The following is a 26275-nucleotide window of genomic DNA, read 5'->3' as shown; positions in this document are numbered from 1 at the left end:
CGGCGGCCCAAACCGCCGATATCCTCATCCATTACAAATCCGGCCCTTTTTTCCCTTCCTCAATAAAAGCCTCGTCAAGCTCTTCAGCATTGCCTTCATGATCGCGACCAGAGAAAAGATTCCAACTGGCAAGGAACAGGGCGGCAATTAAGGGGCCGATGACGAAACCATTAATACCGTACATTTCCATGCCACCCAGCGTAGAAATCAGAATCAGATAATCGGGCATTTTGGTGTCTTTACCGACCAGAATCGGACGCAAAATATTATCAACCAGGCCGACGATTATCACAAAGAAACCAATAATAAACAGGGCTTGCCACAGCTGGTGGGTCGCGAACAAATATATCGCCGCCGGCACCCAAACGATAGCCGATCCCACAGCGGGTACCAGCGACAAAAAGGCCATCAGCGCGCCCCATAAGATACTGCCGTCAATACCGACGATAGCAAATGCAATACCACCCAATGCGCCCTGAACAATGGCGACAACCGCCGTACCTTTTACGGTTGCGCGCGACACACCGACAAATTTGGCGAACAGATGCTGTTTCACAAAGTCGGAAAGCGGCAGTGAGTCCAGAATCTGATTCACCAGATACGGCCCATCTTTAAGCAGGAAAAAGAGCAGATACAGCATGATGCCGAAGCTGATGGCGAAGCCAAATGTGCCTTTACCTATCAGGAAAGCGCTACCCGCGAGATATTGCCCACCCTGCAAAGCGGCTTCTGACAATTTTTTCTGGATCTGTGCGGCATCATCCAGATTATGCTCCGTCAGGAACCCACGCGCCCAATCGGGGAGATGCGAGAAGAGGGCGGCCACCACTTCCGGGAACTGGGTATTGTTCTGCTGGAGTTTGGTGTAAACCACATTCAATTCAAACGCCAGCGATGACAAAATGATCATTAACGGGATGAAGACGATAAGACAAATAATCACCAGCGTGAGCAGTGAGGCCAGCCCGTTACGATCCCCCATCGCATCGCGTAATTTATTTTTTACCGGATAAAAAATAACCGTTAACACGGCAGCCCATAAAATGGCGGAAAAATAGGGGGACAGTACATCGAAGAAGGCCCATGTCACCAGGGCCAGAATGAAGAGAAAGAAACCTTTAGTAAGTCCATTAAAGCGCATTAGTAAATCCTGTAACTGAAAGACTGTAACGACTATAGAACCGTACAGACGATTTACCAACCTAAATACTTCCAGGGCGCTATAAAGTTGCGAAACACCTTAATGGGATGAAACAAAGGATACAAAGCAATTCAATACCCGGCTAACCTCACGATTTTTCAGCCATATCATCATGGTATTAACGTTGCCGATGTGCGGTGAAATAGAGTGGCAGCGAATGGGAAAACTCGCTTCATACTGTTTCACAACGCTTTCAGGTAATAATGCAATACCCATTCCGGCGCTTACGCAGCCAAGAATTGCCTGAAAAGAACCAAACTCCAGCGGTTCGGCATAATCGATATTTTGCAGCCGCAACCATTGCCCCAGCCGCGAACGATAATTACACCCTTTTACAAAGACGAGTGGCCTTGTCACTTCAAGGTCGGCTCCCGTGACGACATGACCATGCTCGGCGGCGGTAACTAACACCAGTGTTTCCTGACACAGCACCTGCGTTTGTAGCCTGGAATTGTCCATGTGCAACGCCTGATGGTCAGCGACGAAGGCGATTTCAAGTTCACTATTCAGGATCTGCTGAACCAACACATCTGTCGGTGACGTTTTTAAGTTCAGTTCAACAGAGGGCATTTCACGATGAAAGTTAGCCAGCAAAGCAGGAAGCCTGACGGCGGCCGTGGTTTCCATTGCGCCAATGCGTAGTGGGCCTGCGGCTTTTGTTCCCTGCATGGACAATTCGGCTTCGTCTAACAGCGCGAGGATTTTGTTGGCATAACGCAGCAGCAGTTCACCTTCAGGGGTGATGTGCAGCCGGTTTTTCTCACGAATGAACAACGACACATCCAGGCTGGACTCCAGTTGTTTGAGCCGCGTCGTGACGTTTGATGAAACGCAGTGCAGGCTACGGGCTGCAGCGGTGATAGAGCCGGTTTCCGCGACAGTTTTAAACAAATTTAATGAGGTACTGTTCATCGTATCTGTTACTCAAAGTGAAGGTTTTCGTCATTTTTATTAACTTTTTATTATCATTTCTTTATGTAACATAACAATCAAATCTGATTGACATATTGAGCCTGAAAAATGGATCTTGATCACAATGTTACTGGCCATCGCCAGTTCAGCACGGCTGTCTTCGGTATGATCGTTTTAACACTGGGCATGGGAATTGGTCGGTTTTTATATACGCCGATGCTACCGGTTATGTTGCATGAAGGCATTTTTAGTTTTTCGCAATTATCGTTGATTGCCAGCGCGAATTATGCCGGATACCTGGTTGGCAGCCTCCTGTTCTCTTTTGGTATTTTTGGCGGCCTGAAGAATATCAAAGGGATGTTAATTTGTGCTGCGTTGGTCACCGGGCTGCTTATTTTTGCGATGGCTGTGGTCACGCACCCTGATATAGTGATTGTTATTCGATTTATTGCCGGTGTTGCCAGCGCAGGCATGATGATATTCGGATCGATGCTTATGTTACAGCATACCCATAATCCGTTTGTCATTGCTTCTTTGTTTGCCGGCGTCGGAGTGGGTATTTTTATCGGCAACGAATATGTGATAGCCGGTATCGCCTATGCATTAAATTCAAAACTGCTATGGATCGGCGCATCCATCATTTCCGCTGTCCTTTTCCTTGCGCTGATTATCTTACTGCCGGCAAACAAACACGTACTGCCTCCTCAGAAAGCAGCTTCCTCATCTGAGCCGAATATTCAGTGGTGGAATTTATCATTGCTATATGGCCTGGCCGGTTTCGGTTATATCATTGTGGCGACTTATCTCCCTTTAATGGCCAGAGGCGTGGGTAATGAATTTCTGGCCAACCATATCTGGTCTATTGTTGGCCTCGCCGTTATCCCCGGATGCTATGGCTGGTTATGGGCCGCACGCAAGTGGAGCATATTGTCCTGCCTGAGCGTTAACTTAATTGTACAGGCGAGTTGTGTTGTGATGGCCTCGTTTATCCACTCGCCGTTTTTATTAACCTTAAGCTGTATTGGCTTCGGCGCAACCTTCATGGGTACCAGTTCTCTGGTGATGCCACTCGCGAAAAAGATTTCTGCTCCACAGAAAATTAATCTTCTTGGGCTGGTTACACTGACCTATGGCATTGGGCAAATTGCCGGGCCTTTGATCGTAAGTGCGTTTCAGAACAACAAAAATGGAATGACTATTTCAATATTATCTGGCGCTTGCGCGTTATTTATCGCAGCAGGGATTAGCTATGTTCAACACAGCAAAGTTAAATACTCTCAAAGTTGGAGCAAAGAATGAAAAAAACGACCGTTGCTATTATAGGAATGGGGCCTCGGGGGCTAAGTATTCTGGAAAGAATTTGTGCCCAGTATGCACAGCAAAAACAGAATGGACATATCGATATTGTTATCATTGATAAAAATGCCATGGGGGTGGGCGCCCACAGCTTATCACAGCCCGACCATTTATTAGTTAACACCGTTGCCTGCCAGATAACATTATTTGGTGATGCAACGGTAAAAAATGCCGGGCCTTTCCGTTCAGGGCCCTGTTTTCATCAGTGGGCCAATGAGCAAGGCTATAAAAACGTTGATGGCCGTTTTTTAAAAAATGTGGCAGGCAAACCCATTCAGGCTAACGATTATTTACCTCGTCGATTGTTAGGTGAATACTTAAATTGGTTTTATCATGAAATTATCAACACCCTGCCTGAAAATATCTCGGTCACCCAGATAAATCAGCCAGCAATATTTTGATTCAGGACGACGAGAAGTCCATTATCATTTTAGAAGATAGCCAGCGCGTGGTGGTCGATTATGTTTATCTGACCACAGGTCACAGTGACAATGTTAAAACGTTTGACGATCATCTTGTCGAACGCTTTATTGCCAATAATTTTAAGAAAAATGAACGCCTGGACTACTATGCGACGCCTTACCCAGTAAACAACCTGGATAAAATAACAGCAGAATCGAATGTGATTGTTCAGGGTATTGGGTTGACTGCCTATGATGTTATTTCGCAATTAACGATTGGCAGAGGGGGGCGCTTTTGCCGGGAGGACGGTGAACTCCGCTATCACCCTTCAGGAAAGGAGCCGGGTATCTTTATCTATTCGCGTCAGGCTCTTCCTTTTAGCAGCCGCGGTGAGAATCAAAAAGGCGTCTCCGGGCAATACTCACCACGCTTCTTAACGGCAATGGCCATCAGAGAATTGCGGGTGAAAAATGTGCTTGCGAAAGGGTCTTCAAAAATCGATTTTATTGAACAAGTTTTCCCTTTATTGCATAAAGAAATGTGTTATGCCTACCGTTCGACCCTCAATGGGCAGTGGTTAGATGCAGGCACTTATGAACCGAGCGCTGAAGACATCGCCGTCATCGACAGTGTGCTTTATCCACACCAATCGCAGGAACATTTGAGTTTAAAAGATTATACGCAATGGTTTATGTATTTCTTGCGTAAGGATCTGCAGGAGTCTGCGGAGGGCAATGTCCATGGCCCAATCAAAGCAGCGACAGACATCATTCGTGATGTGAGGGATATTTTACGAGAAGCGATTGATAATTCGGGTCTGAATTCTCGGTCACATCAATATTTTCTTGAGCATTTTAATCCTATTTTTAACCGCATTGCCGTTGGCCCACCGAAGTTAAGAAATGAACAATTATTAGCGTTAATGGAAGCGAATGTGGTGTGCCTGGCCGGCGGTAAAGATGCAAGGTTAGTGTTAAATGACTGCGATGGAAAATTTGAGGTTCATTCAACTTTCAAAGAAGAGAGTACAGAGATTCAGGCTGATGTTTTAATTAAGGCGAAAATTGCCAGTTTTTCGCCGCTACATGATGCTTCACCGTTAATCAGAAATATGACAGCCACGGGTATCGTTCGTCCATTTATGAATGAGGGGTACCACCCGGGGGGACTGGATATCGATCAATGCCAGCATCCTGTTAACCGTATGGGGGAAGCGCAGACGACTTTCTGGGTGCTGGGTAACCCTGCTGAAGGGGCGAATTTTTACACCTACGTCCTGCCACGTCCGCTGGTAAATTCAAGATTCCTGGTCGATGCAGGCCGTTGTGTCGCAGATATGTATCATCAAATGACGGTGCGCCATGTTCAGTCTGAGGTTGTGATAAATGCAGACTGAGCAAATCCAGGCCCGTGGCAAGACGTGGCAATCATTGCAATCTGCGTTAGCGATAACATCCTTGCTGGTGTTTCTGCTCGCTTGTGCGCTGATGAATAAACATCTAGCGATGCCGATCATTGCGGGCGTTACCGCCGTGCTCTATTTCGCATCTACCGCTGCTTTCTGGTTAAAAAAATCCTCCGCCCGAAGTGGTTTGATTATTTTTCTCTGCTCGATGGTGTTTATTCTCGCGACAAACAACCTGCAAGGCATTGCGCTTCCCGCAATTTTTTCGCGATATTTTGATGTGATTTTACTGCTTGTTGGTATTGCCTTATTACGTCACGTCATGGCTTCTCTAAATTTTACGGCTGTACTGGGGGCGTATTTTTCGCGTAAAAAGACATCGAACCTGACTTTTTGGGTGACCTTATTGACGGCTTTCTTAACATGGCCGATGAGCCTTGGGGCAATCTCATTACTCCTCGATGGTCTCAAGTCAGTTCTTGGGCCAGGACGCAATCTGGCAAAGATTATTACCCGCACCGTATGCATTACGATGGTACTGATGCCAACAACCATCGGCGCTGCCACCGTTTGGGCGGCAATGCCGGACGTACCGCATGTTAAGGCAATGCTTGTGGGTATCCCTCTCTTTTTATTCAGTATCCTGCTCAACCAACGGGCAAAAGTGACGGTCATCACTGAAAACGAGACGCTGAAACCCAACCGAGATGGAATGCGCTATATCCTGCTGTGTGTAGGTCTGTTCTGGGGGGGATTCATTTTTTCATTAACGGCGCTGAATCTCAATTCATTGCAAAGTATTGCCTTTACTGCAATCGTACTTTTTGTTGTCGATCATCTGGTTAAAAAGGATAGATCGTGGGCTGAACAGTTAACGGAAACAGCACAGAATATATCCGGTGAGGTATTGTTGCTTTTAAGCTGCAGTGTGTTGACCTCAGTTTGCTGGCTGCTTTTTGCCCATGTACCGGCAGGTATTACTGCTTATGTAGGCGGCCTGACAACGTTTGAGATCTACGCGATTATTTTGTTCATTGTCCCGCTTTTCGGTTTATTAGGTATCCATCCTCTGATTATCTTTAGCGTTTCATGGTCAATATTTTCCGATTATCTGACAGGGGGAATGGTTGATTATCAGATATGGATTTGCTTGTTTATTGCCACACAGCTTATCTCTCCCGTGTCGATAAATGCTATTTTTGCTGCGAACAGCCTGAATGTGTCACCCAGTAATACGAGTTTTAAAATGCACTACGGTTATGTTCTGTCGTTTAATCTCTTTGCCCTTGTTTATCTTGGTGCAATGTCAACAATTATCTAAAAACAGGAGTTAATATGCCCTACGTAAACATCAAGATCACTAATGAAGGTGCTACCGATCAGCAAAAGAAACAGTTAATGGAGGGGGTAACACAGCTTTTGGTTGATGTTCTGAATAAAAACTCCAGTACCACCATTGTGGTCATTGATGAGGTAGAAACGGATAACTGGGGAATTGGTGGCGTGCCGGTTACAGAATTACGTAAAAAAAGCAAATAGTGTATTTTAAAAGTAAGGAGCGTGCCTCCTTACTTTTTCCCACTGATGGTCAGTATAAAAAGTCTGCAATATTATTTATTGTTGGATATGCATTTCATATCTTATTAATAGACTGCTCAACCTATTGTTTAAAGGATGTTATTTATGCACGCTTATCATCATATTCGGCTGGGGGAGTCTTCCGCGAAAGTCAAAAATAGTTTTGATGAATTATTACCCGATCCGTGGCTTAAAGCTGAAGATGGTATTTTTCGATTCAGAAGTTACATGCAGGCCAGGGCCGGACGCGAAAAGTATTTTGAGCTCTGCGCAGCGGGAGAGTTTTTTCAAACGGAAAAGCTGAATCATTACGCCGGTGGGATTGCAAGAAAATACCCTGAAATAAAAAAAGACGTTGCTGAAGAGGTCATGAATCTGGTGTTTCGTAAGCTTTTGCCACTGCTTCCTGACACCACCTACAACATAGGTATTCATCAGATACGAATAACTACAGATGACCGCAGACCAGGCTATCCGGCGCCAGAAGGAATTCATAAAGATGGATTTAAGTACATCGCAATTTATTGCAGTGAAATTGAGAATGTGACCGGTGGTGAAACCACGCTTATTCCTAATCACGATGGGGGTAATGACGCATCTACGTTCAAACTGCATGCGGGTGATGCAGTCATATTCAATGATGTAAATTATCAACATTATACCGCGGCAGTAGTTCCTTTGTTGCCGGGAAAAGGTTATCGGGATGTTTTTGTTATTACATTTGATATTGAAGGGGAAAAACAATGAATATCTTACTGTGCCCACCAAAAATTATTTTTCAGCACTCACGGGAAGAGTGGCAATCATTACAAGCCGTGACCCCGGTTTTGATCGCGACGTGCGCAAGCCAGACCGATAATATTCTAAATCATATGGGGGAGGGATTCTCTTTCCTCTTTTATGAAAATTTCAATGATAATCCCTTTGTGGAAATGGATATTTATCACTACGCCCAGGCTAATAACGCAACGGGTATCTTTTTCCTCGCCGAAATCGATGTTCTGAGAGCCGCGAGAATCAGCGATCGTCTGGGTTTAACTCACGACCGTGAAAAAAAAGCCATGTTTTTCCGCGATAAATTTATGATGAAATCGCTTGTTCAGTCTCATCAGTTGACAGTTCCCGCTATGGCGCGCGTTGACAGTGCGACGGCGATGGCGCGATTTATTGCCGAACAAGGATATCCCTGCGTGATCAAACCTAATGATGGGCGTGGATCACAGGGTGTCGTAGTTCTCAAGAATGAAGGGCAGCTTTATAAATATCTGGCGCAGGTTAAGCCGTCAGAGTATCACAATCTGCTTATTGAAAAATTTGTCGAAGGCGAAGCCTATCAAATTAATGCGCTGTATTTAAAAGGTAAACCGATATTTATTTCCGCATCCCGCGCGACCGTCTCCTGCCTGGATTTCCTGTCCGGGAAAACGTTAGGTCTGGTGATGGAAGATGACACGCCGCTGCATCGTAAACTGATCGCCTACACCCAATATCTTGCGGAAGAGGTTTTTCCAACGGAAGAAAATGCATTGCTTCATCTTGAGGTTTTTGTTGATAAAGATAACAACATTATTTTTGGTGAACTTGCCTGCCGGTTAGGTGGCTGTTTTGTCAATGAAGAATTAGGCGCCGCGTTTGGTCTTGATCCTCGTATGACCTGGCTTAAAGCGTCTCTATGCGATATCTACCCACAGGACTTGTCCCAAAGACAACCTGTTCTACGGGTCGGTCAATTAAATGTGCCGCCTGCGCAGGGTACGCTTCTCTCTATTGCGGAAAAATGTCCGTTACCCTTTGTGGTTAAATATCGGGCAACCGGTGTTATTGGTCGTCAATATGACATGATGAAGTTAACAAATGGCGAGATCGTGAGTGCTATTGTTAAAGCGGAGTCCAGCCGGGAAATCAAAGAAAATCTTGATGCATTGACCCAATGGGTTGCTGAAAATACCCTTTGGGTAAACGAAACCGTTCACTAAGAATTCCACATTCCCGGTTGCCAGGAGAAAAGGCGTATGAAATTGTTGGTCGGTTTTGTTCTTTGTATCCTGGTCGGGTTGGGATTTACCTATTGCAACGTTCCGTTAGGTATGATGTTTGGCCCCCTGATTACCGTGCTGGTGTTAAAACGTACCGGCCTTTCTGTACCCGTGCTGCCTGGCAGCATGACGGTGATTCAACTCTCTCTTGGCACGTCGATTGGCCTTTTATTTCGCGATTTTTCTTTTGGGGTGCAAGGAAATATCGCATTTTTACTGATGTTCTTATTGCTGTGCTTATTTTTACAGTTTACCGTATGCTATTTGTGGTGTATTCATCGATTACGCTGGAGTAAGGAAGAAGCGTTATTAGGTGCGGTTCCTGGAGCAATGGCAGCGGTTTTAGCGTTGGCTTCCCACATAAAAACACCACCGCAAAAAATTATCATTTCGCACTCTTTGCGGCTCATCACACTGACTTTATTTGCCGGATATATTAGCGGTGGCGCGCACACCCCTACGGCCATGTCGCCTGAATTGTTTACCGCGACTAATATACTCTGGTTACTGGGTATCGTCCTGGCTGGCTATGTGTTGGGCAAGTGCCTTGAACGCGTTCATTTCCCCGCACCTTTTATGATTACCTCATTACTTTGTGCGGCGCTATTGCATCCTTTTTCATCGCAGACGGTGCTTTTCCCCGATGTATTCAATCAGTTCAGTATGGCCTTAATGGGCATTTTACTGGGGCATCATTTTATTGCGTTTACGTTGACGGCATTTATGCGCCATCTCTGGTCTTCAATGCAGCTCATTACCATTGGGCTGGGCGTGACGGTGATTATGGCATTGACTGCGGCACATCTTCTGGATTATCCCTTTTATTTATTAATGCTGTCCTGGGTTCCAGGAAGCGTGGAATCGATGTCCTTTGCGGCACTGGCGCTTAACGCGAATGCCAGTTTTGTAATGGCAAGTCATATTATACGCATGTTGCTCATTCAAACGATTCCGGCAATGGTTATTTACCGCAAAAGAGAAGTGACACAAGATAATGGCGCTACAATGCGTAAACCGACGAAGCCACTATAGGATTTCACTCATGACGGTGTTAAGGGAATTCGTCCATGCTTAAAGAAAATTTTAATGAGCTGCAGCTCTTTCTTGCTGTTGCGCGAGAGCGCAGTTTTACCAAAGCAGCAGGTAAACTTGGCGTCACGCAATCTGCGTTGAGCCATGCGATGAAAGCACTGGAGGCGCGGCTTAATCTTCGTTTATTAACGCGTACAACGCGAAGCGTTGCGCCAACGGAGATAGGAGAGCAAATCATTGCTTGTCTTGAACCCCGACTTTACGAACTGGATGAAGAGTTGCAACGCCTGGTTCAACAAAATGGCGTCGCCGCGGGAAATCTCCGCATTTCAGCCGGCGAGCACGCCGCTAAATATCTGTTATGGCCAAAACTGAAGTCATTTTTACGCGAATATCCCAATATTAATGTTGAGATGGTCGTTGATAATGGTTTCGTCAATATTGTGGATGGGCGTTTCGATGCGGGCGTGCGCCTGGGTGAGAGTGTCGACAAGGATATGGTCGCGGTAAGAATCGGCCCGGATGTCCGTTTGGTTGTGGCGGGCTCTGCGGAATATTACGCGAAATACGGTAAACCTCATACGCCGCACGATCTGCAGCATCACCGCTGTATTAATATGCGGCTTCCCACTGCTGGCGGGCTGTATCATTGGGAGTTTGAAAATGCAGGCAAACCTCTAAAAGTCAGGGTCGAGGGGCAACTGACATTCAATACTATTGCGGAACGGATTGATGCTGCCGAGTCTGGTTTTGGCCTGGCATTTATTCCTGAGGACAGCATCTGCGAGCAAATTGCCGATGGACGGCTGGAAACAGTATTATCCGAATGGAGTCCTGTTTTTTCGGGATATTATCTTTATTACCCCAACAGAAAACAGCATCCACCTGCATTTGCATTACTGATCGATGCACTCAGATATTCCGCTAATCCAGATGATGTCTGAACCTGCTTAACGGGATCTGGCCATCGCCTGCTGAATCACCGGAATTGGCGTAAGTAGATGCTGACGCATTAATTCACTGGCATGTGCTGCATCACGTGCCAGTATTACCTCGGTCAATTGCTGATGCTGGTCATGTTTATCTTCCAGCATTTCGACAGACAGCACTGTTGTGCGCAGCCAGATAAAACGATAGCGTGCGGCCAGATCAAATAATCGTTCGCGCATTTGCAGCAGATAATGTGAACCACAGCCGGCGACAATTGCCGTATGGAACGCCTGATGGCGGCGATCCCATTCATCCAGCATATTTTCACTGGCGTCGTTGGCTTCCAGTTTGCTGAGCATATGCGCGCGGGCAAGGATTTCAGCTTCCCAGGCGTCATCACCGCGCTCAATGGCAAGGCGTACCAGCATGGCTTCCATGTTGGCGCGTGCATCGAAGATGTCGAGCAACTCCTTTTCCGACATGGAAGCGACGTTATACCCTTTCTGGTTCACCACCGTGACCAGGCGTTCGGCCACCAGCTGCGAAAGCGCCTCTCGCAGTGGCCCCACGCCCAGGCCATAGCGAGTGGTCAACAGGCTCATGCGCAGCTTTTCATCGGGTTGATAAACGCCGCGAATAATATCGTTTTTCAGCCAGCGATAGCCATCAATGGCCGTTGGTTGAGGAATAGCGGTCATTGCCTTGCTCCTTTATAGAAATCCCGGCTTTCGCCGGGATAATACGCTATCGGGTATTGTGTAGCGGAGTTTTTTGCCACAATACCAGTTTTTTCCAACGCGCCATAATCGGCACGGTACAGATGATCCCTATCGCTAATACGCCCGTGGAAATGACCTCGAGTTGCTGCGCCGGACGAAATAGCATCACCACCAGGACAAAGGTAATAAAGCCAATCACCAGCCAGGTGAGCCAAGGATAAAGCCACATGCGCAGGCGAATTTCGCTGCCTTCCGCCAGCAGAATTTTACGCATGCGCAATTGCGAAACGGCAATGACCAAATAAACCAACAGAGCGATAGCGCCTGAACTGTCGATCAGGAATTTAAACACTTTCGCAGGCGCGTAGTAGTTCACCACCACCGTTAAAAATGCTGCACCGGTGGAGAGTAAAACGGCCACGTACGGTGTTTTGCTGCGGTTGATTTTGCCCATCACTGCTGGCGCATCCCCACGACGGCTTAAGGAGTAAAGCATCCTTGATGCGGTATAGAGCGCCGAGTTCAGGCAACTGGTTACGGAAAGTAAGATCACGCAGTCCATGATTAATTTTGCGTGCGGAATATTGAGTAACTCCAGCACCGAGCGATAAGAACCGACGGCTTTTAGTCCCGGCATATTCCACGGAATTAATGCCACAACGACAAAAATAGAACACAAATAGAAAATAGAGATACGCCAGATAACTGAGTTGGTGGCGCGAACAATGTGTTTTTCCGGCGTGTCGGATTCTGCTGCCGCAATGGTGACAATTTCTGCGCCCATAAACGAGAACATGGTGATCAGCATCGCGCTTAAAACTGCACCAAAACCGTTCGGCATAAAGCCGCCGCTATCCCACAATCTTGAGATTCCGCTTACGTCAGCGTAAGGGTAGAAACCGCTAATTGCGACTGCGCCAAGGAAAATAAAGGCCAGGATAGCAATGACTTTGCACAGCGCGAGCCAGAATTCAAATTCGCCGTAGTTTTTGACGCTTAGTAAATTACTGCCGGTTAAGGCGAGGGTGATGACCAGAGAAAATAACCAAATGGGAATGCCGGGAACCCATGAATGCAAGATCATAGCGGCGATGTTGGCCTCCAGCGGGATAACCAGTACCCAAAACCACCAGTACAGCCAGCCGATGGTATAGCCTGCCCAGCGGCCAATCGCTTTATCGGCGTAGGTGGAAAAGGAGCCGGTGTCGGGCGTGGCAACCGCCATTTCCGCCAGCATCCGCATAATCATAACCACCAGTAATCCGGCGAACAGATAGGCCAGTAAGACCGCCGGGCCCGCTTCGGCGATAGCGACGCTGGAACCGACAAACAGACTTGCGCCGATAACACCGGCAATAGATAACATGGTGACGTGGCGTGATTTCAACCCGCCGCCTAACTCATGTGGTTGCGATGATTGCCCCATCCTGAATCCTCTCGAAAGTGTGTCACTTGGGAGAGCGCCCCGACATTTCCCGCGTCGGGTCACGCGTTTAATTGTTATTGGTTCTTTTTGCCGGAGAGCGGCTCCGCCTTATCCGGCCGACATAGATTTATTCCTGTTCATGTACAGATTGTCGGATGCGGCGTAAACGCCTTATCCGACCCACATACCCGTAGGCCGGACAAGACGCGCAGCGTCGCCTCCGGCATGGTGCGCCGAATGTCGGATGCGGCGTAAACGCCTTATCCGACCTACATCCCCGTAGGCCGGACAAGACGCGCAGCGTCGCCTCCGGCATGGGTGCGGTGCTACTGTTTCGCCTCATCAAAACACTGGCCGATGATCTCCAGACCCTGACGAATCTGAACATCTTCAATGGTGAGCGGTACCAGGATGCGCAGCACGTTGTAATACGGGCCGCAGGAGAGAAGAATCAGCCCTTTGTCACGGGCGCGCGCCACGATCTCGGCGGTAAGTTTGGCGTTGGGTTTACTGTGATCGCTATCTTCAAACAACTCGATGGCGATCATCGCCCCCAGTCCACGTACGTCGCCGATCTCCGGGTGATTTTCGGCGATTGCCAATAATCCGTCTTTTAGCTTCTGGCCCAGATCGTTGGCTTTTTGCAGCAGATTTTCCTGCTCGAACACCTTCAACACTTCCAGCGCCGCCACGCAGGCAATCGGGTTACCCGCATAGGTACCGCCCAGACCGCCTGGTGCGACAGCATCCATCACTTCAGCGCGCCCGGTGACGCCCGCCAGCGGGAAGCCGCCCGCGATCGATTTCGCAAAGGTGGTGAGATCTGGCGCAACGCCCATCTGTTCCATTGCAAACAGCGTTCCGGTACGCCCGGCACCGCTTTGCACTTCGTCGGCAATCAGCATGATCCCGTGCTCATCGCACAGTGCGCGTAAACGCTGCATAAAGGCTGGCGTCGCGGCGTAGAAACCGCCTTCGCCCTGAACGGGCTCAATCACGATGGCAGCGATATCTTCCGGCGCAGCGTCATTTTTAAAAATTCGGTGGATACTGGCGATAGCGTCGTCTTCACTGATGTTATGCAGCGGGCAAGGATAAAGCGCGCGATAAACATGCCCCGGCATCAGCCCCATCCCCGCAGAATACGGATTCACCTTGCCGGTCAGCGCCAGCGTGTAGTGCGTGCGCCCGTGGTAAGCGCCGCTAAAGGCGATGGTGCCGCTGCGTTTGGTGGCGGCACGGGCGATTTTCACCGCATTTTCCACCGCTTCGGAACCGGTCGTTACCAGCAACGTTTTTTTGGCGAAATCGCCCGGCACCTTCTGATTCATTATTTCGCACAACTCCAGATACGGCTCGTAAGCCAGCACCTGGAAGCAGGTGTGCGACAGCTTTTTCAACTGCGCTTCCACCGCCGCCACCACTTTCGGATGCAGGTGCCCGGTATTGAGCACCGCAATCCCGCCCGCGAAATCAAGATACTCACGGCCTTCAACGTCCCACACCCGGCAGTTTTCCGCACGGTCAGCGAAAATTGGGTGAATTTGCCCAACGCCACGAGGAACTGCCTGACTGCGGCGCTGCATTAACTCTTTATTGCTGCTCATTCGCGTTCTCCAGTTAAAGACCGATGCACATATATTTGATTTCTAAGTAATCTTCGATGCCATACTTCGAACCTTCACGACCCAGTCCCGAGGCTTTAATACCGCCGAACGGGGCCACTTCATTGGAAATAATGCCGGTGTTGATGCCGACGATGCCGTACTCCAGCGCCTCGCCCACGCGGAAGACGCGGCTTAAATCGCGGGCGTAGAAATAGGCGGCAAGACCAAACTCAGTGTCGTTGGCCCGTGCAATCACATCGGCTTCATCTTTAAAGCGGAACAGTGGGGCGAGGGGGCCAAACGTCTCTTCTTTCGACACTTTGGCGTTGGCTGGCACGTCCACCAGAATGGTCGGCTGGAAGAAGTTGCCGCCGCGCTCGTGCGCTTTACCACCGCAAACCACGCGCGCGCCTTTCTCCAGCGCATCGGCAATATGCTCTTCCACTTTGGCTACCGCTTTTTCATCGATCAGCGGCCCGATGGTGACGCCTTTGTCCAGCCCGTCGCCGATGTGGAGTTTGCTCACCGCCTGCTGCAATTTTTCAGCAAAGCGGTCATACACACCGTCCTGCACATACAGGCGGTTGGCACAGACGCAGGTTTGCCCGGCGTTGCGGAATTTCGAGGCCAGCGCGCCTTCCACGGCTTTATCGAGATCGGCATCGTCAAAGACGATAAACGGCGCGTTGCCGCCCAGCTCCAGCGACACTTTTTTGATGTCTTTCGCGCACTGTTCCATCAACTGGCGGCCAATTTCGGTCGAGCCGGTAAACGACAGCTTGCGCACCAGCGGATTGCCGGTCAGTTCGTTACCGACCGCCCCCGCCGAGCCGGTGACCACGTTAAATACGCCAGCCGGAACGCCCGCGCGGATCGCCAGCTCCGCCAGCGCCAGGGCGGAAAACGGTGTTTGACTCGCAGGTTTCAGCACCATGGTGCAGCCTGCCGCCAGCGCCGGGCCGGCTTTACGGGTAATCATCGCCGCCGGGAAGTTCCACGGCGTGATAGCGGCGGTAACGCCAATCGGCTGCTTGATAACAATCAGGCGTTTATCGGCCTGATGACCGGGAATGGTGTCGCCATAAATACGCTTGCCTTCTTCGGCAAACCACTCAATAAAGGAGGCGGCGTAGCTGATTTCGCCTTTCGCTTCAGCCAGCGGTTTACCTTGTTCGAGGGTCATCAGACGTGCTAAATCGTCCTGATGCTCCATCATCAAATTGAACCAGTTACGCAGAATGGTGGCGCGTTCTTTGGCGGTGAGCGCACGCCAGGCGGGCAGGGCGCGGTTGGCGGCATCGATAGCGGCGCGGGTTTCCTCCGCGCCCATTTTTGGCACGCTACCCAGCTTGTCGCCGTTCGCCGGATTGGTGACGTCGATGACCTCGCCATTGTTGGCGTCCAGCCATTCCCCGTTAATCAACGCCTGCTGGCGAAATAAGTTACTGTCGTTAAGTTTCATCGCTACATCCTGTTTTCAAAGGTTATTGATTAAAGGCGGCGTGTAAGGCATCCACACTACGGGCCGCTCGCAGCGTGCGTCCGGGGTTACTCTGGCTTGCCAACAGCGTTTGTACCTTGCTGACAATATGCGCACCAATAGGAATTGCTGATGTCGCTGCCGGGGAGGGCGCATTGCAGGTGTGGATCGTGCGCGGGGTGGTGACAAACAGAAAATCGTCAATCAGCTTGCCGTCCGGCGATACCGCCTGCGCCCGCACACCGGCGGGCCAGGGCTGGAGATCGCTTAACGAAAGCCGGGGACAATACTTTTGCACCAGCCGCAGATAGCCGCTTTTGCACAGCGAGTTTTTCATCTCGCCCAGTCCTGAGCGTAGATGGTTTTGTAGTACCCGGCGAATCCCCGGGGAGCCCAAAATCTCCAGCGTGTCGCTAAATGAGAAGTCGCGCTTGCGATAGCCCTCGCGTTTAAAAGCCAGCACCGCGTTTGGCCCGACGGTCACGCTGCCGTCAATCATCCGCGTGAGATGAACGCCTAAAAAGGGCATCGCTGGATCGGGAATGGGGTAAATCAGGTGGTTAACAATCTGGTTATGCTCCGGCGCGAGGCGGAAATACTCACCGCGGAACGGGCAGATGATAAAGCCGGGTTCAAGGCCGAGCATTTTCACCAGCCGATCAGCCATCAGGCCAGAACAGCTAATCAGCGTCGACGCTTCATATTCGCTGCCCTGACGGGTTCGTATCACCACGCCGTTGTTATGCTCACTGAGGCCGCTAACTTCGGCGTTATAGATAATCTCGCCGCCTTTGGCCTGGAAGATTTTTGCCATCGCCGCCGTCACGTCGCGGTAGCTGACAATGCCGCTGGACGGCACAAAAATACCGCCAAGGCCGGTGATATTCGGTTCACGTTCGCGAAGCTCGTCGGCGTTTAACCACTCGCGCTCAATCCCGTTCGCCGCTGTGCGTTCCCATAACGCGCGCATTCGTTCCATTTCGAGTGTGGAAGTGGCGACCAGCATCTTGCCGCAGTTGTCATAGCGGATGCCGTTTTGATCGCAAAAGGCTTTGGTGGCACGGTTCCCCGCCAGGCAAAACTGCGCCTTCAGGCTGCCGGGCGTGTAGTAAACCCCGGCATGGATCACGCCGCTGTTGTGGCCCGTCTGATGGCAGGCGGGGCCGGACTCTTTTTCCAGCAACGCAATGCGGGCGTCCGGATAAACATCAATCAGTTGCATGGCGGTCGACATGCCGATGATGCCGCCGCCAATAATCACAAAATCATACATCCGCTCAATTCCTTTGCGCTTACTGATGCGTCTGGTAGTGGTGAGTGGCGTAAGCGAAATAGCCGCGCTGGCGCATCAGTTCACGACGCAGATCCGGATGCGGGGTAAAGCGGTCACGACCGTGCAGCCAGAACAGGTTGTTAATCAACAGGAATTTGCCAACGGGAACCGGCACAGACAGAATGCCTTTGCTGGTTTCAATGGCATCGGAAAGCTCGCTCAACCATACGCCTTCTTCGAAATCTTTTGGCTGGACGAACTGGTCGATATAACGCATCACCGGGCGACCCTGCTGATCGACGTCGAACACCGGATGGAAGACCTCTTTGCTGACGTTTTTACTCGGCGGCGCGGCAAAGCGCATCGGGCGACGCGCCAGCGGATGGCTGAAAAAGTGCTCAAGATGTTCCCAGTCGTCGAGGTGCAGCAGCAGCGAGTTTCCGCCCTGCATGTTTTGCTCATCGATTTTCATCATCAACACGTAGTCGGTTATCTCTTCAACGTAGGTACCATCGTTGTGCAGTTCCATCACGCGGTGTGGCTGACGCAGGTAGCTGTCTGAGTTATCGACATTTTTTACCACGAAACGCGCATAGTACTGGCCGCTCATGGCATCGAAATTGGAACGGCCAATCAGATGCGCCACCGCCGTTGCCAGCTTCACCATTTCGTCCGCCTGCTTCACATCATCGATACCCACGGCGTTGATCAGCAGCGCACCTTCAGCGCGGTTTAGCAGCGTCTTCAACAGCAATGGTTGCAACTGGTTTGCACACAAGTCGTCAAGAATTTTGCCTACCCGAAAACGCAGAAACGATTTGTACTCCAGTGCCTGCACGGGCCACTCGGCAACCTGTTTAAGAAACTGTTTTGTCGTCTGTTCAGAGAAGGTCAGTTCCAGCAGGCGCGGGGATTGCGCCGACGGGGTGAGGGTGAATCCGCTATAGTCCTGGCCTGAATCGACAGCGTTAGTATGTACGGCGGTCAGTGCATTCATCAGAAGCAATCCTCTTAGGGTTTCAGGAAGAAAAGGTGATGCTCATTTCGTAGCCATAAGTAAAAAATATCTACATTTTTATAAAACGTGCACAAACAGGGCGATTTGTTTCAAATTTGTGATCAAATGCGGCAGGAATTAAACGTCTTATTTGTGTGGGTATGCGTTGCCGGGTAACCACGTTACCCGGCTTGTTGGGGAGGGGGATTATCTCGGCATCAGGGCAAAAACGCCCCAACCAATGTACTCACGGGTGTAAGTGACATGCCTTTTCGGTGATTCAGTTAACATTGTGCGTACCTCCGGCGCGAACGGATCGTCCGGGTTGGCTTCCAGCCAGCGGCGCAGGGTGAGCCATTTCGCCGCTTCATAGCGATCCCAGCCTTCCTGGTCGGCCAGTACCATTTCCACCACGTCATAGCCGCACTCATCAAACCTCCCGACCCGTTCGGGCAGCGTCAGGAAATCTTCAGTCGCGTTTGCTCCGCACGCCTGTGCAACCGCGTCGGATTCTGGCATTTGGCGCCAGAAAGGTTCACCAATAAGCATAATACCGCCGGGTTTCAGGCTTTGGCGCAGAAGGGACAGCGTGCCTTCAACGCCACCGGCAATCCAGGTAGCGCCGATACAGGCCGCGACATCACAGGGTTCAGCCGCCACATAACCTGCTGCATCGCGATGGATGAAGTTGACACGTTCACTCACCTTCAGCTCCTGCGCACGCGCTTTAGCCTGCTCGGTAAACAGTGGGCTTAAATCAACGCCAGTACCGGTTATCTGATGATCGCGCGCCCAGGTGCAAAGCATCTCACCGGAGCCGCTGCCGAGGTCAAGAATGTGCATTTCTGGCACTAGCCTGAGCACGCGCCCCAGCGTGGCGTACTTTTCTGCCGTGAAGGGGTTATGAATGCGGTGCTCGCTTTCGCTAATTGTAAAAATACGTGGGATATCCATAGGTTTTCTCCTTGTTTAGCGGTTATCCAGTTGGGCGCGAACGTTCAGCAACCCGGTGGTGTTGATACGGTAAGGTTGCCCATTGACGGACTTAATCAGTTTTTTGGTTTTGAGTTTTTTGAAGACGGCGAGAGTACAATCGCTCAGGAGAAGCCCTTCGCGGCTATAGCATTCGACTGAGGTCACGCGGCCTGATGAATCGCGAACGTGCGCAATCCGACCACCTTTGGCGAGAACGTGTAAGGTACGTTGTTCCTGACGGGATAAATTCATACTGGTGAACCTGTTAATCATCATGTGCAAAACGTGCAAACACACAGCGGTGTCCGCATTCGATTTCGGCGCATTGATAATCAGCCCGGCCTGTAAAGGTCGAGTCACTGATTATCAGATGATTACATTCTCCAGCATCAAAGCCTCGGTATGAGTTGAAAGGTATTTACGGGGTGAATGATAACACACGTTTTTGACGTGGCACGCTGAACAGACAAGTTTTGTAGCCCAGATCACAGACGCGGCAAAGTGAATACCTCTGGTGACTCCTTTATGATGAGCAATGTGAAGCGGCTTACTACTTTCAAATGAAGGCGAGTGTAATGGACTCTTTAATTTTTGTTATCAGTTTTAATCTTCTTCTTATCAATAACGCTCTGTTAAGTTGCTACTCTTCGGACACTGTACGTGCTGTGCATGAGAAGTAATACGCATTTTTTGTGCATTTTTTTTAAAGGGAAATCCGTGTGCTGCTATTATTTATGTAATTTACTTACTGAAATATATGAAAAGTAATGTTTAACGCTGTTTTGAAAAAACGGGTCGCGTAGTTCTGATAAAACTTTTGCTTTTTTAACTGCGCGCCGAGATGATTGTTTTTGATTTTTGTCAAAGTTACCTTTCATTTTTATGAGACTCATTTCCATTAAATTTGTTGCTTAGTGCAAGTGTAACGCAAGGTTATACTTCAATTATTAATCAATAGCTTTCAAAGATATTATCAATATTTACTGTATTTCCAGTAAAGTATATTAAAAACAATGCCTTAAAACTTACCTCTTGCGTAAATTGATAAGAGTTATTGAATATTCCTTCTTTGTATGATCGGTCAAAACGATCATACAAAGTGTTATGATAGATAATATCTATCAAAAAATCTTTTCTCTTCTTATAAAAACGATTGGAATAATCCTCTTTTTTACACAATTCTGAGTATGCATAGACATGGTGAATATATTTTTTTAATGCTCCTGATAGGGCGTGGTTTCATTGTGAACTCAGATTTTTCCTGGTGTGTGAGGTTTATTATGGCTATGTATGATCGGGAAACGGAGACCATCAGGCTTACGCTCAGGTATCTATTGCTTGAGGATGACCAGGACGCCATTTTTTTGCATCTTGAAAGTATTTTTGAGCAATGTGATTTTCCGAAAACTGTGGAGATTATACTCCGTGATGCATTAAGGAAATTACGCAAGTCGGGATGCGTGGATGCTGAGGTTCTGGATACGCTTTTGTTAGCTTATGAGAAGATGAGTGGTCATAAATATGTAGAAGAATACATTAGCGAAAGAAATCAGCTCATTAAGGCAAACTAGCAGGATACGTTTTCTAGCCTGTGATTCGTTGCATTTATGTGCGTCAGGGAGGTGTCATTGATTGTCAGTAATAGGGATTGTTTTCCCGAGAATGACATTTATTTTTGTTTGGGCATAGCTGCACTTAAATCTGAAATGCAGAAAAAAGGACTTTCCTGTGATTACACATTTATTCATCTTACACGGCATACATTAGCTCAGGTACTACAGAAACTTCCGGAGGTACAAGGCAAGATCGTGATTGTTGCCAGCCCGATGTTAGTCCCGGTGGCGTTATGTTGGCAGGTTAAAACAAATAATATTACAGCCGTTTTAGACTCAACCAGTTCTGTACCTGGTATTATCCGTGCATTAACGCAAAGAACCTGTGCTTTGTGGACAGATGACTGATTGGGATTTTATTTTCTGAAATGGCAGAGCAGCTATTGCTCTGTTTATTAGCAGATATTCAATGTTTTTTACTTGCGGCCTGCTGCTGCGAGAAGACGGCTATTCATTTTTTAAACCATCACCATTAACAGTGAAGTAAGGGGAAACCCAAGGAGCTCTGTATGAGAACGATCCCTCTCAGGCAAAAAAAGATAGCGATATATATTTCTCTGGCATTGATGTATACAGCGTTGCAGGCACCTGCAGCCCATGCTGACATTTTTGAATATAATAATGTTCTTTATTATAGTGGATCGGGCAATCCAAATGGTAATGGACGCGATTATACCAACTATGAGGAGGTGCGTGTAAGAACGGAAGCTGAGGGCACGGTTGCACCTTTGGCCGGATGGGCTATCTATCTGAATGATGGCTCAACCTATAAATTCAACAACCTTACGGTGAATACCTCGGGGACTGCGGCAGACGGGATCCATACTAAAGCGGGGGGCGGCTTCGTTGTTATACAGAACTATCAATCAGAAACAACGGGTTCCAGTGCTGATGGTATCAACCTGGGCCGAGAACTCAACAGCGGAATAAACCGCGCTGAAGTAACGATTAATGGTGATGCTAACATTGTCGCGAGCGGAATGGGGATCCGAGCTAACGCTTCGTCGGAAAATGAAAATGCAAAATCGACAATAACAATTAATGGAAATGCCGATATTACCACTACGACCAATGGTGGGGGAGATTCAGGTTATGCTGTATTCGCAGGTCAAGATACTGGCGTTGCTGCTCTCTTCAAAACGGCGAAAGGAAAGGCAGAAGTTTATCTTAATGGCGACAGTAAAATAAAAACCACGGGTAATAATGCGCATGGCGTCTATGCCAGGGGTTTAGGCATGATTTCGCTGGGGAATGTTGATATTTCAACAACCGGTAATACCGCAAATGGCTTGTATGCTTCTTCAACAACCGCAAATAAATTAGCTGAAATTTATCTTTCTGGTGATGCTGATATCACTGTAGGGACAGGTTCAGCGATCTACGCAACAGGCGCATCGGCAATTATAAAATCCCATGATGTAAGCACCAGTACCGATGTTTCTGGGATTTATAACATTAATGGAAATATCCTCAGTGCAAGCAAAGCGCTGGTCTCTCTTAATATGGCAAATGGCAGCCAATTTGTGGGGGTGACGGATTCCAAACTTGGCTCTTCAACGGCAGGAACCCTCAACCTCTCTATGGATGGCGAGAGTAGCGTCTGGGAAATGACCGGGAATTCAAACCTCACGTCGTTGACCCTCGATAACGGTAGCACGCTACGCTATGGTGCGGTGGCTGATATCAATACCGCTGATTTTGTGCTGGGTGCAGGCGGAGGGGTTGTCGATACCAATGGTTTCGATAACACCCTTGATGAGTTGATTACAGGTTCCGGCTCTTTGAGTAAAACCGGGGAAGGCACGTTGATGCTGACTGGCATCAACGAATACGCCGGTGGCACAAATGTTGAGAAGGGCACATTACAGCTTGATGCGACCACAACCACCTCTCAGATCAACCTGAGCTCTGGCGCAGCAAACATTGCGCTGGAAGCCACGCTTGCGGCTCTCGCCGACGGCGAATTTACCTTTAACAACGTTCTGACCGGTGAGGGCACTTTACGCGCATCAAATCAGGGCGAAGCATTCCACTTCTCTTCAGATGTCGGTTCTGACTTTAAAGGGACTGTCGCGCTGGCCAATAACACCTTCGCCCTAACTGGCGACAACACGGCCGCTTTAACGCAGGCTACCCTGCAACTTGATGCAGGCAATATCACGACCGTGGGCGATGGCACCGCTGCGGATAGCCATCAACATATTGGCGGCCTGACTTTTAACGGTGGTAAGGCTATTTTCAATGCCGACGCGCCTGCGGACAAAACGGCCGTCAGCGTGATTACGGCGGACAAGCTTGATATCTCTGGTACTGGAACGGTACAGGTGAATGTGCCAGCAGAGTTTAATAATACGCAACCGATTCCTGATAGCCGACTACCGCTACTTGAACAGGACGATCAGGGTGCGGGTGTGAAATTAGTCAATGCTAATAGTGTGACCGGTACGGGCGGAAGCATTCAGTTAGTGGATCAAAATGGCGATGCAATCTCTGACGCGCGGACGTTGGATCTCAGCCAAAACGGGGTCAAAGTGGCCGAAGGCACCTATGATTTCGGCCTTACCGCCGGGGCCGCTTCCGATGGCTTATATGTGAACTACGGCCTGCAACAGGTCAATTTGCTGGGAAGCGGTGATGAAGCGTTGGTTCTGACACCTGCCGATGGCGCGACGGGGGCCGCGACCGATTTAGCCGCGAAGGTGATTGGCGTGGGCGATCTGGCAATTGCGGCTGGCACCGGACAGCAGGTGTCACTTTCCAACGGCAGTAATCGCTACACAGGTGAAACGGATGTGCGTTCCGGCACGCTGGTAATGGCAAACAATAATGTGTTGGGGCAAACCTCTGCGCTCAATCTGGCCGAGGGGACAGCAGCAGATATGCAAGGTCACAGCCAGTCTATCGGCGCGCTTAACACGGCGGCCGGAAGCCTGATGACTCTCTCGGGATCATTGACTATCACCGAGAGCCAACGCACAGCGGGTGATACGTTTGGCGGTGCAATTGAAACGGGAACGCTGGCAGGTGATGGCGCTCTGACCATCGACCCAGGTGTAGTAATGGTCAACGGCGATCAGACAGCTTATACGGGCGAGATTACGCTTAAGGGGGGTTCCGAACTCAAACTGAACACGGCAAGTGCTTTTAATCATGCCCAGGGCATTACCCTGACGGGCTCGGATGACACGCTCACCTTCGGTTCACTGAGTCAGGAAAATGCGGCATGGACTTCTTCACCAACGGGAACGGCATCGGTTGCGCTGGCGGGGGCGGGTAAAGTCCATACCCAGGCTGGGGCAGATGTTACGCTATCGGGCAATAACAGTACGTTTGCCGGGCTATTCCAGATTGATAACGACGCTACGCTGCAGGCGTCTCAGGCAGAGAATCTGGGCACCGCTAACATCATTGATGACGGTACGCTGGTTTTCAACAATGCTCAGGACTGGTTGTTAGCGAATACCGTCACGGGCAGCGGGCTGGCGGTGAAAAAGAGTGCGGGAACGCTTAGCGTGGGTTCGTCCATGTCGGGCTTCAGCGGTATCACTCAGATTACGGCGGGTTCGCTGGTCGTTGGTGAGGAAGGCTCAGCGTCTTCTGAGCTGGGCGGCGATGTTGAGGTTACCGATGGCGGCATACTCTCAGGAACCGGCACCGTGGCTGGCGTGGTGAACAACGCAGGCGTTATCGCTGCTTACAACGCGCTCACCAGTCTTACGGGTTACGGGAGTTCAACAGGCGCGACCCAATTTAACCTTGGCACGCTGAATAATGCGGGCACCGTACAACTGGCAGGCTCCACGGTGGGGAACATCCTCACAGTCAGCGGTAATTACACGGGTGATAACGGTACCTTGGTAATGAATTCCGTACTGGGTGATGATAGCTCCCTGACCGATAAACTGGTTGTTATGGGGGATACCGCAGGGACTACGCATGTTGTGGTGAACAACGCAGGAGGCAGCGGTGCGAAAACGATTAACGGGATTGAAATTATTGAGGTGGGTGGACGCTCTGAGGGTGATTTCGTGCAGTCCGGGCGTATTGTTGCAGGCAGTTATGAGTACTTCCTTGGGCGAGGTACAGGGGGAAATGCCGCGAACTGGTACCTGACCAACACGCAGCCAACCGATCCGGTTGATCCCGACCCGGTAGACCCTGTTGACCCAGTTGACCCCGTAGATCCTGTAGACCCGGTAGACCCTGTCGATCCAACTGACCCGACAGGCCCATCCACATATCGCCCGGAAAGCGCTTCTTATATCGCGAACCTGGCGGCGGCAAATACGCTGTTCAACACCCGTCTGCACGATCGTTTAGGCGATACGCAGTACACGGATTTATTGACCGGCGAACAGAAAGTGACCAGCCTGTGGTTACGTCAGGTTGGAGGACACAATCGCTTCGATACCGCGAAAGGGCAGCTTGAAACGCAAAGCAACCGCTATGTAGTGCAGCTTGGCGGAGATCTTGCTCAATGGAGTAGCAACGGGCTGGATCGCTGGCACCTCGGGATGATGGCCGGGTATGGTAATAGTAAGAGCAACACCAAATCTAATGTGACGGGCTATCGTTCGCATGGTCAGATAACCGGCTATAGTGTGGGCTTCTACGGCACGTGGTACGCGAATGAAGCGGATAAAACGGGCACCTATCTGGACAGTTGGATCCTTTACAACTGGTTCGATAACAACGTCTCCGGTCAAGGCCTGGCGAGTGAGAAGTATGACTCTGACGGCATCACCGCCTCAGTTGAAGCCGGTTACAGTTTCTTGCTGGGTGCGGATGATTCAGGACGTTCCAGCTATTGGCTGCAACCGAAAGCGCAACTGACCTGGATGGATGTGCAGGCGGATAACCATACGGAAGCAAACGGCACCCGTGTGAAGGACAAGAGTGAGGGTAATCTGCAAACGCGGTTGGGGATGAGGGCGTACATTAAAGGCCACAATGCCATCGACGAAGGAAAAACGCGTGACTTCCAGCCATTCGTTGAAGCTAACTGGATCTACAATTCGCAGACCTATGGCGTCAAGATGAACGGCGTCACCAGCTACCAGGAGGGCGCGCGTAATCTCGGTGAGCTGAAGGTTGGCGTGGAAGGGCAGTTGAATAAAAACCTGCAGATTTGGGGGAACGTGGCACAACAAGTGGGCGACAAAGGCTACAGTGATACGCAGGGGATGCTGGGCATTAAATATGCATTCTGATAATAACGTGTAGCAGTATCAGCGGGCCGCTCTCTCTTTGCGGCCCTTTTTTAATGGCTAAAGCGTGAAGATTTCACAGGTATTTTCTAATAAGGTAAAAATGCTTTAAACCGCAACCCGCCG

At 49.5% G+C, this 26275-nt stretch carries 22 protein-coding genes; 12 read left to right on the top strand and 10 right to left on the bottom strand.

Annotation, left to right across the window (positions count from 1 at the left end):
• Positions 1–31 precede the first annotated feature (31 nt).
• Entirely contained in the window at positions 32–1141 is a 1110-nt protein-coding gene (locus ACOXYR_RS13055) for an AI-2E family transporter (protein ID WP_108474513.1), read from the bottom strand.
• A 99-nt stretch (positions 1142–1240) separates the two neighbouring features.
• Positions 1241–2113 (bottom strand): LysR family transcriptional regulator, encoded by an 873-nt coding sequence (locus ACOXYR_RS13050; RefSeq protein WP_108474512.1) that lies wholly within the window; start codon positions 2111–2113, stop codon positions 1241–1243.
• Between the two features lie 108 nt (positions 2114–2221).
• Between ACOXYR_RS13050 and ACOXYR_RS13045 the strand changes: the two genes are divergently transcribed.
• The 9 genes from ACOXYR_RS13045 to ACOXYR_RS13005 all read left to right on the top strand — a co-directional run bounded on the left by ACOXYR_RS13045 (position 2222) and on the right by ACOXYR_RS13005 (position 10866).
• A complete protein-coding gene (locus ACOXYR_RS13045; RefSeq protein WP_421355919.1) occupies positions 2222–3412 on the top strand; it encodes an MFS transporter in 1191 nt (396 codons plus the stop codon).
• Positions 3409–3870 carry an FAD/NAD(P)-binding protein gene (locus tag ACOXYR_RS13040; RefSeq protein WP_421355920.1) on the top strand — a complete coding sequence of 154 codons (462 nt, stop codon included), beginning with the start codon at positions 3409–3411 and terminating at the stop codon, positions 3868–3870. Before ACOXYR_RS13045 ends, ACOXYR_RS13040 begins: the two co-directional genes overlap by 4 nt.
• Positions 3867–5267, top strand: coding sequence for an FAD/NAD(P)-binding protein (locus tag ACOXYR_RS13035; RefSeq protein ID WP_421355921.1), 1401 nt, complete (start codon positions 3867–3869; stop codon positions 5265–5267). Before ACOXYR_RS13040 ends, ACOXYR_RS13035 begins: the two co-directional genes overlap by 4 nt.
• Entirely contained in the window at positions 5257–6597 is a 1341-nt protein-coding gene (locus ACOXYR_RS13030) for a hypothetical protein (RefSeq protein WP_421355922.1), read from the top strand. The genes ACOXYR_RS13035 and ACOXYR_RS13030 overlap by 11 nt, the downstream gene beginning before the upstream one ends.
• 14 nt (positions 6598–6611) lie before the next feature.
• Complete coding sequence (locus ACOXYR_RS13025) at positions 6612–6815, top strand: 2-hydroxymuconate tautomerase family protein (protein ID WP_421355923.1); 204 nt, start codon at positions 6612–6614, stop codon at positions 6813–6815.
• A 144-nt stretch (positions 6816–6959) separates the two neighbouring features.
• Positions 6960–7601: a 2OG-Fe dioxygenase family protein gene (locus ACOXYR_RS13020; RefSeq protein ID WP_421355924.1), complete on the top strand. Its 642-nt coding sequence runs from the start codon at positions 6960–6962 to the stop codon at positions 7599–7601.
• On the top strand, positions 7598–8830 hold the full coding sequence (locus tag ACOXYR_RS13015) for an ATP-grasp domain-containing protein (RefSeq protein WP_350436767.1): 1233 nt from the start codon (positions 7598–7600) through the stop codon (positions 8828–8830). The genes ACOXYR_RS13020 and ACOXYR_RS13015 overlap by 4 nt, the downstream gene beginning before the upstream one ends.
• 36 nt (positions 8831–8866) lie before the next feature.
• Positions 8867–9922, top strand: coding sequence for an AbrB family transcriptional regulator (locus ACOXYR_RS13010; protein WP_421355925.1), 1056 nt, complete (start codon positions 8867–8869; stop codon positions 9920–9922).
• A gap of 35 nt (positions 9923–9957) precedes the next feature.
• Positions 9958–10866: a LysR family transcriptional regulator gene (locus ACOXYR_RS13005; protein WP_421355926.1), complete on the top strand. Its 909-nt coding sequence runs from the start codon at positions 9958–9960 to the stop codon at positions 10864–10866.
• Positions 10867–10872: 6 nt separating this feature from the next.
• Here the strand turns inward: ACOXYR_RS13005 and csiR are convergent, their stop codons facing one another.
• The 8 genes from csiR to ACOXYR_RS12965 all read right to left on the bottom strand — a co-directional run bounded on the left by csiR (position 10873) and on the right by ACOXYR_RS12965 (position 19581).
• A complete protein-coding gene (gene csiR / locus ACOXYR_RS13000) occupies positions 10873–11550 on the bottom strand; it encodes a DNA-binding transcriptional regulator CsiR (RefSeq protein WP_108474503.1) in 678 nt (225 codons plus the stop codon).
• Between the two features lie 46 nt (positions 11551–11596).
• Positions 11597–12997: a GABA permease gene (gene gabP / locus ACOXYR_RS12995; RefSeq protein ID WP_113858480.1), complete on the bottom strand. Its 1401-nt coding sequence runs from the start codon at positions 12995–12997 to the stop codon at positions 11597–11599.
• Between the two features lie 326 nt (positions 12998–13323).
• Positions 13324–14604, bottom strand: coding sequence for a 4-aminobutyrate--2-oxoglutarate transaminase (gene gabT / locus ACOXYR_RS12990; protein WP_421355927.1), 1281 nt, complete (start codon positions 14602–14604; stop codon positions 13324–13326).
• A 13-nt stretch (positions 14605–14617) separates the two neighbouring features.
• Complete coding sequence (gene gabD, locus ACOXYR_RS12985; RefSeq protein WP_421355928.1) at positions 14618–16066, bottom strand: NADP-dependent succinate-semialdehyde dehydrogenase; 1449 nt, start codon at positions 16064–16066, stop codon at positions 14618–14620.
• 22 nt (positions 16067–16088) lie between these two features.
• Positions 16089–17357, bottom strand: coding sequence for an L-2-hydroxyglutarate oxidase (lhgO, locus tag ACOXYR_RS12980; protein ID WP_421355929.1), 1269 nt, complete (start codon positions 17355–17357; stop codon positions 16089–16091).
• A 19-nt stretch (positions 17358–17376) separates the two neighbouring features.
• Entirely contained in the window at positions 17377–18354 is a 978-nt protein-coding gene (gene glaH, locus ACOXYR_RS12975) for a glutarate dioxygenase GlaH (protein WP_421355930.1), read from the bottom strand.
• Positions 18355–18561: 207 nt separating this feature from the next.
• The gene (locus ACOXYR_RS12970; RefSeq protein ID WP_415727813.1) at positions 18562–19308 is read right to left on the bottom strand and encodes an SAM-dependent methyltransferase; all 747 of its coding nucleotides are present in this window, start codon (positions 19306–19308) and stop codon (positions 18562–18564) included.
• Between the two features lie 15 nt (positions 19309–19323).
• The gene (locus ACOXYR_RS12965) at positions 19324–19581 is read right to left on the bottom strand and encodes a YjhX family toxin (protein WP_113858485.1); all 258 of its coding nucleotides are present in this window, start codon (positions 19579–19581) and stop codon (positions 19324–19326) included.
• Positions 19582–20609: 1028 nt separating this feature from the next.
• Here ACOXYR_RS12965 and ACOXYR_RS12960 point away from each other — a divergent pair.
• The 3 genes from ACOXYR_RS12960 (at position 20610) to ACOXYR_RS12950 (ending at position 26152) form a co-directional block, all read left to right on the top strand.
• Positions 20610–20900, top strand: a complete 291-nt coding sequence (locus ACOXYR_RS12960; protein ID WP_421355931.1) for a hypothetical protein — start codon at positions 20610–20612, stop codon at positions 20898–20900.
• A 57-nt stretch (positions 20901–20957) separates the two neighbouring features.
• Positions 20958–21290, top strand: a complete 333-nt coding sequence (locus ACOXYR_RS12955; RefSeq protein WP_146745481.1) for a hypothetical protein — start codon at positions 20958–20960, stop codon at positions 21288–21290.
• A 341-nt stretch (positions 21291–21631) separates the two neighbouring features.
• Positions 21632–26152 carry an autotransporter outer membrane beta-barrel domain-containing protein gene (locus ACOXYR_RS12950; RefSeq protein ID WP_421355932.1) on the top strand — a complete coding sequence of 1507 codons (4521 nt, stop codon included), beginning with the start codon at positions 21632–21634 and terminating at the stop codon, positions 26150–26152.
• Positions 26153–26275 lie beyond the last annotated feature (123 nt).

This window comes from Pseudocitrobacter faecalis (genome assembly GCF_965231525.1).
In the GTDB taxonomy this organism is placed as follows: Bacteria; Pseudomonadota; Gammaproteobacteria; order Enterobacterales; family Enterobacteriaceae; genus Pseudocitrobacter; species Pseudocitrobacter faecalis.
This window is presented reverse-complemented; position numbering and strand designations above follow the sequence as displayed.

Coding starts and splice junctions, on each gene's coding strand:
- ACOXYR_RS13055 (WP_108474513.1), bottom strand. CDS start 1,141: ATGCGCTTTAATGGACTTACTAAAGGTTTCTTTCTCTTCATTCTGGCC.
- ACOXYR_RS13050 (WP_108474512.1), bottom strand. CDS start 2,113: ATGAACAGTACCTCATTAAATTTGTTTAAAACTGTCGCGGAAACCGGC.
- ACOXYR_RS13045 (WP_421355919.1), top strand. CDS start 2,222: ATGGATCTTGATCACAATGTTACTGGCCATCGCCAGTTCAGCACGGCT.
- ACOXYR_RS13040 (WP_421355920.1), top strand. CDS start 3,409: ATGAAAAAAACGACCGTTGCTATTATAGGAATGGGGCCTCGGGGGCTA.
- ACOXYR_RS13030 (WP_421355922.1), top strand. CDS start 5,257: ATGCAGACTGAGCAAATCCAGGCCCGTGGCAAGACGTGGCAATCATTG.
- ACOXYR_RS13025 (WP_421355923.1), top strand. CDS start 6,612: ATGCCCTACGTAAACATCAAGATCACTAATGAAGGTGCTACCGATCAG.
- ACOXYR_RS13020 (WP_421355924.1), top strand. CDS start 6,960: ATGCACGCTTATCATCATATTCGGCTGGGGGAGTCTTCCGCGAAAGTC.
- ACOXYR_RS13015 (WP_350436767.1), top strand. CDS start 7,598: ATGAATATCTTACTGTGCCCACCAAAAATTATTTTTCAGCACTCACGG.
- ACOXYR_RS13010 (WP_421355925.1), top strand. CDS start 8,867: ATGAAATTGTTGGTCGGTTTTGTTCTTTGTATCCTGGTCGGGTTGGGA.
- ACOXYR_RS13005 (WP_421355926.1), top strand. CDS start 9,958: ATGCTTAAAGAAAATTTTAATGAGCTGCAGCTCTTTCTTGCTGTTGCG.
- csiR (WP_108474503.1), bottom strand. CDS start 11,550: ATGACCGCTATTCCTCAACCAACGGCCATTGATGGCTATCGCTGGCTG.
- gabP (WP_113858480.1), bottom strand. CDS start 12,997: ATGGGGCAATCATCGCAACCACATGAGTTAGGCGGCGGGTTGAAATCA.
- gabT (WP_421355927.1), bottom strand. CDS start 14,604: ATGAGCAGCAATAAAGAGTTAATGCAGCGCCGCAGTCAGGCAGTTCCT.
- gabD (WP_421355928.1), bottom strand. CDS start 16,066: ATGAAACTTAACGACAGTAACTTATTTCGCCAGCAGGCGTTGATTAAC.
- lhgO (WP_421355929.1), bottom strand. CDS start 17,357: ATGTATGATTTTGTGATTATTGGCGGCGGCATCATCGGCATGTCGACC.
- glaH (WP_421355930.1), bottom strand. CDS start 18,354: ATGAATGCACTGACCGCCGTACATACTAACGCTGTCGATTCAGGCCAG.
- ACOXYR_RS12970 (WP_415727813.1), bottom strand. CDS start 19,308: ATGGATATCCCACGTATTTTTACAATTAGCGAAAGCGAGCACCGCATT.
- ACOXYR_RS12965 (WP_113858485.1), bottom strand. CDS start 19,581: ATGAATTTATCCCGTCAGGAACAACGTACCTTACACGTTCTCGCCAAA.
- ACOXYR_RS12960 (WP_421355931.1), top strand. CDS start 20,610: ATGGCTATGTATGATCGGGAAACGGAGACCATCAGGCTTACGCTCAGG.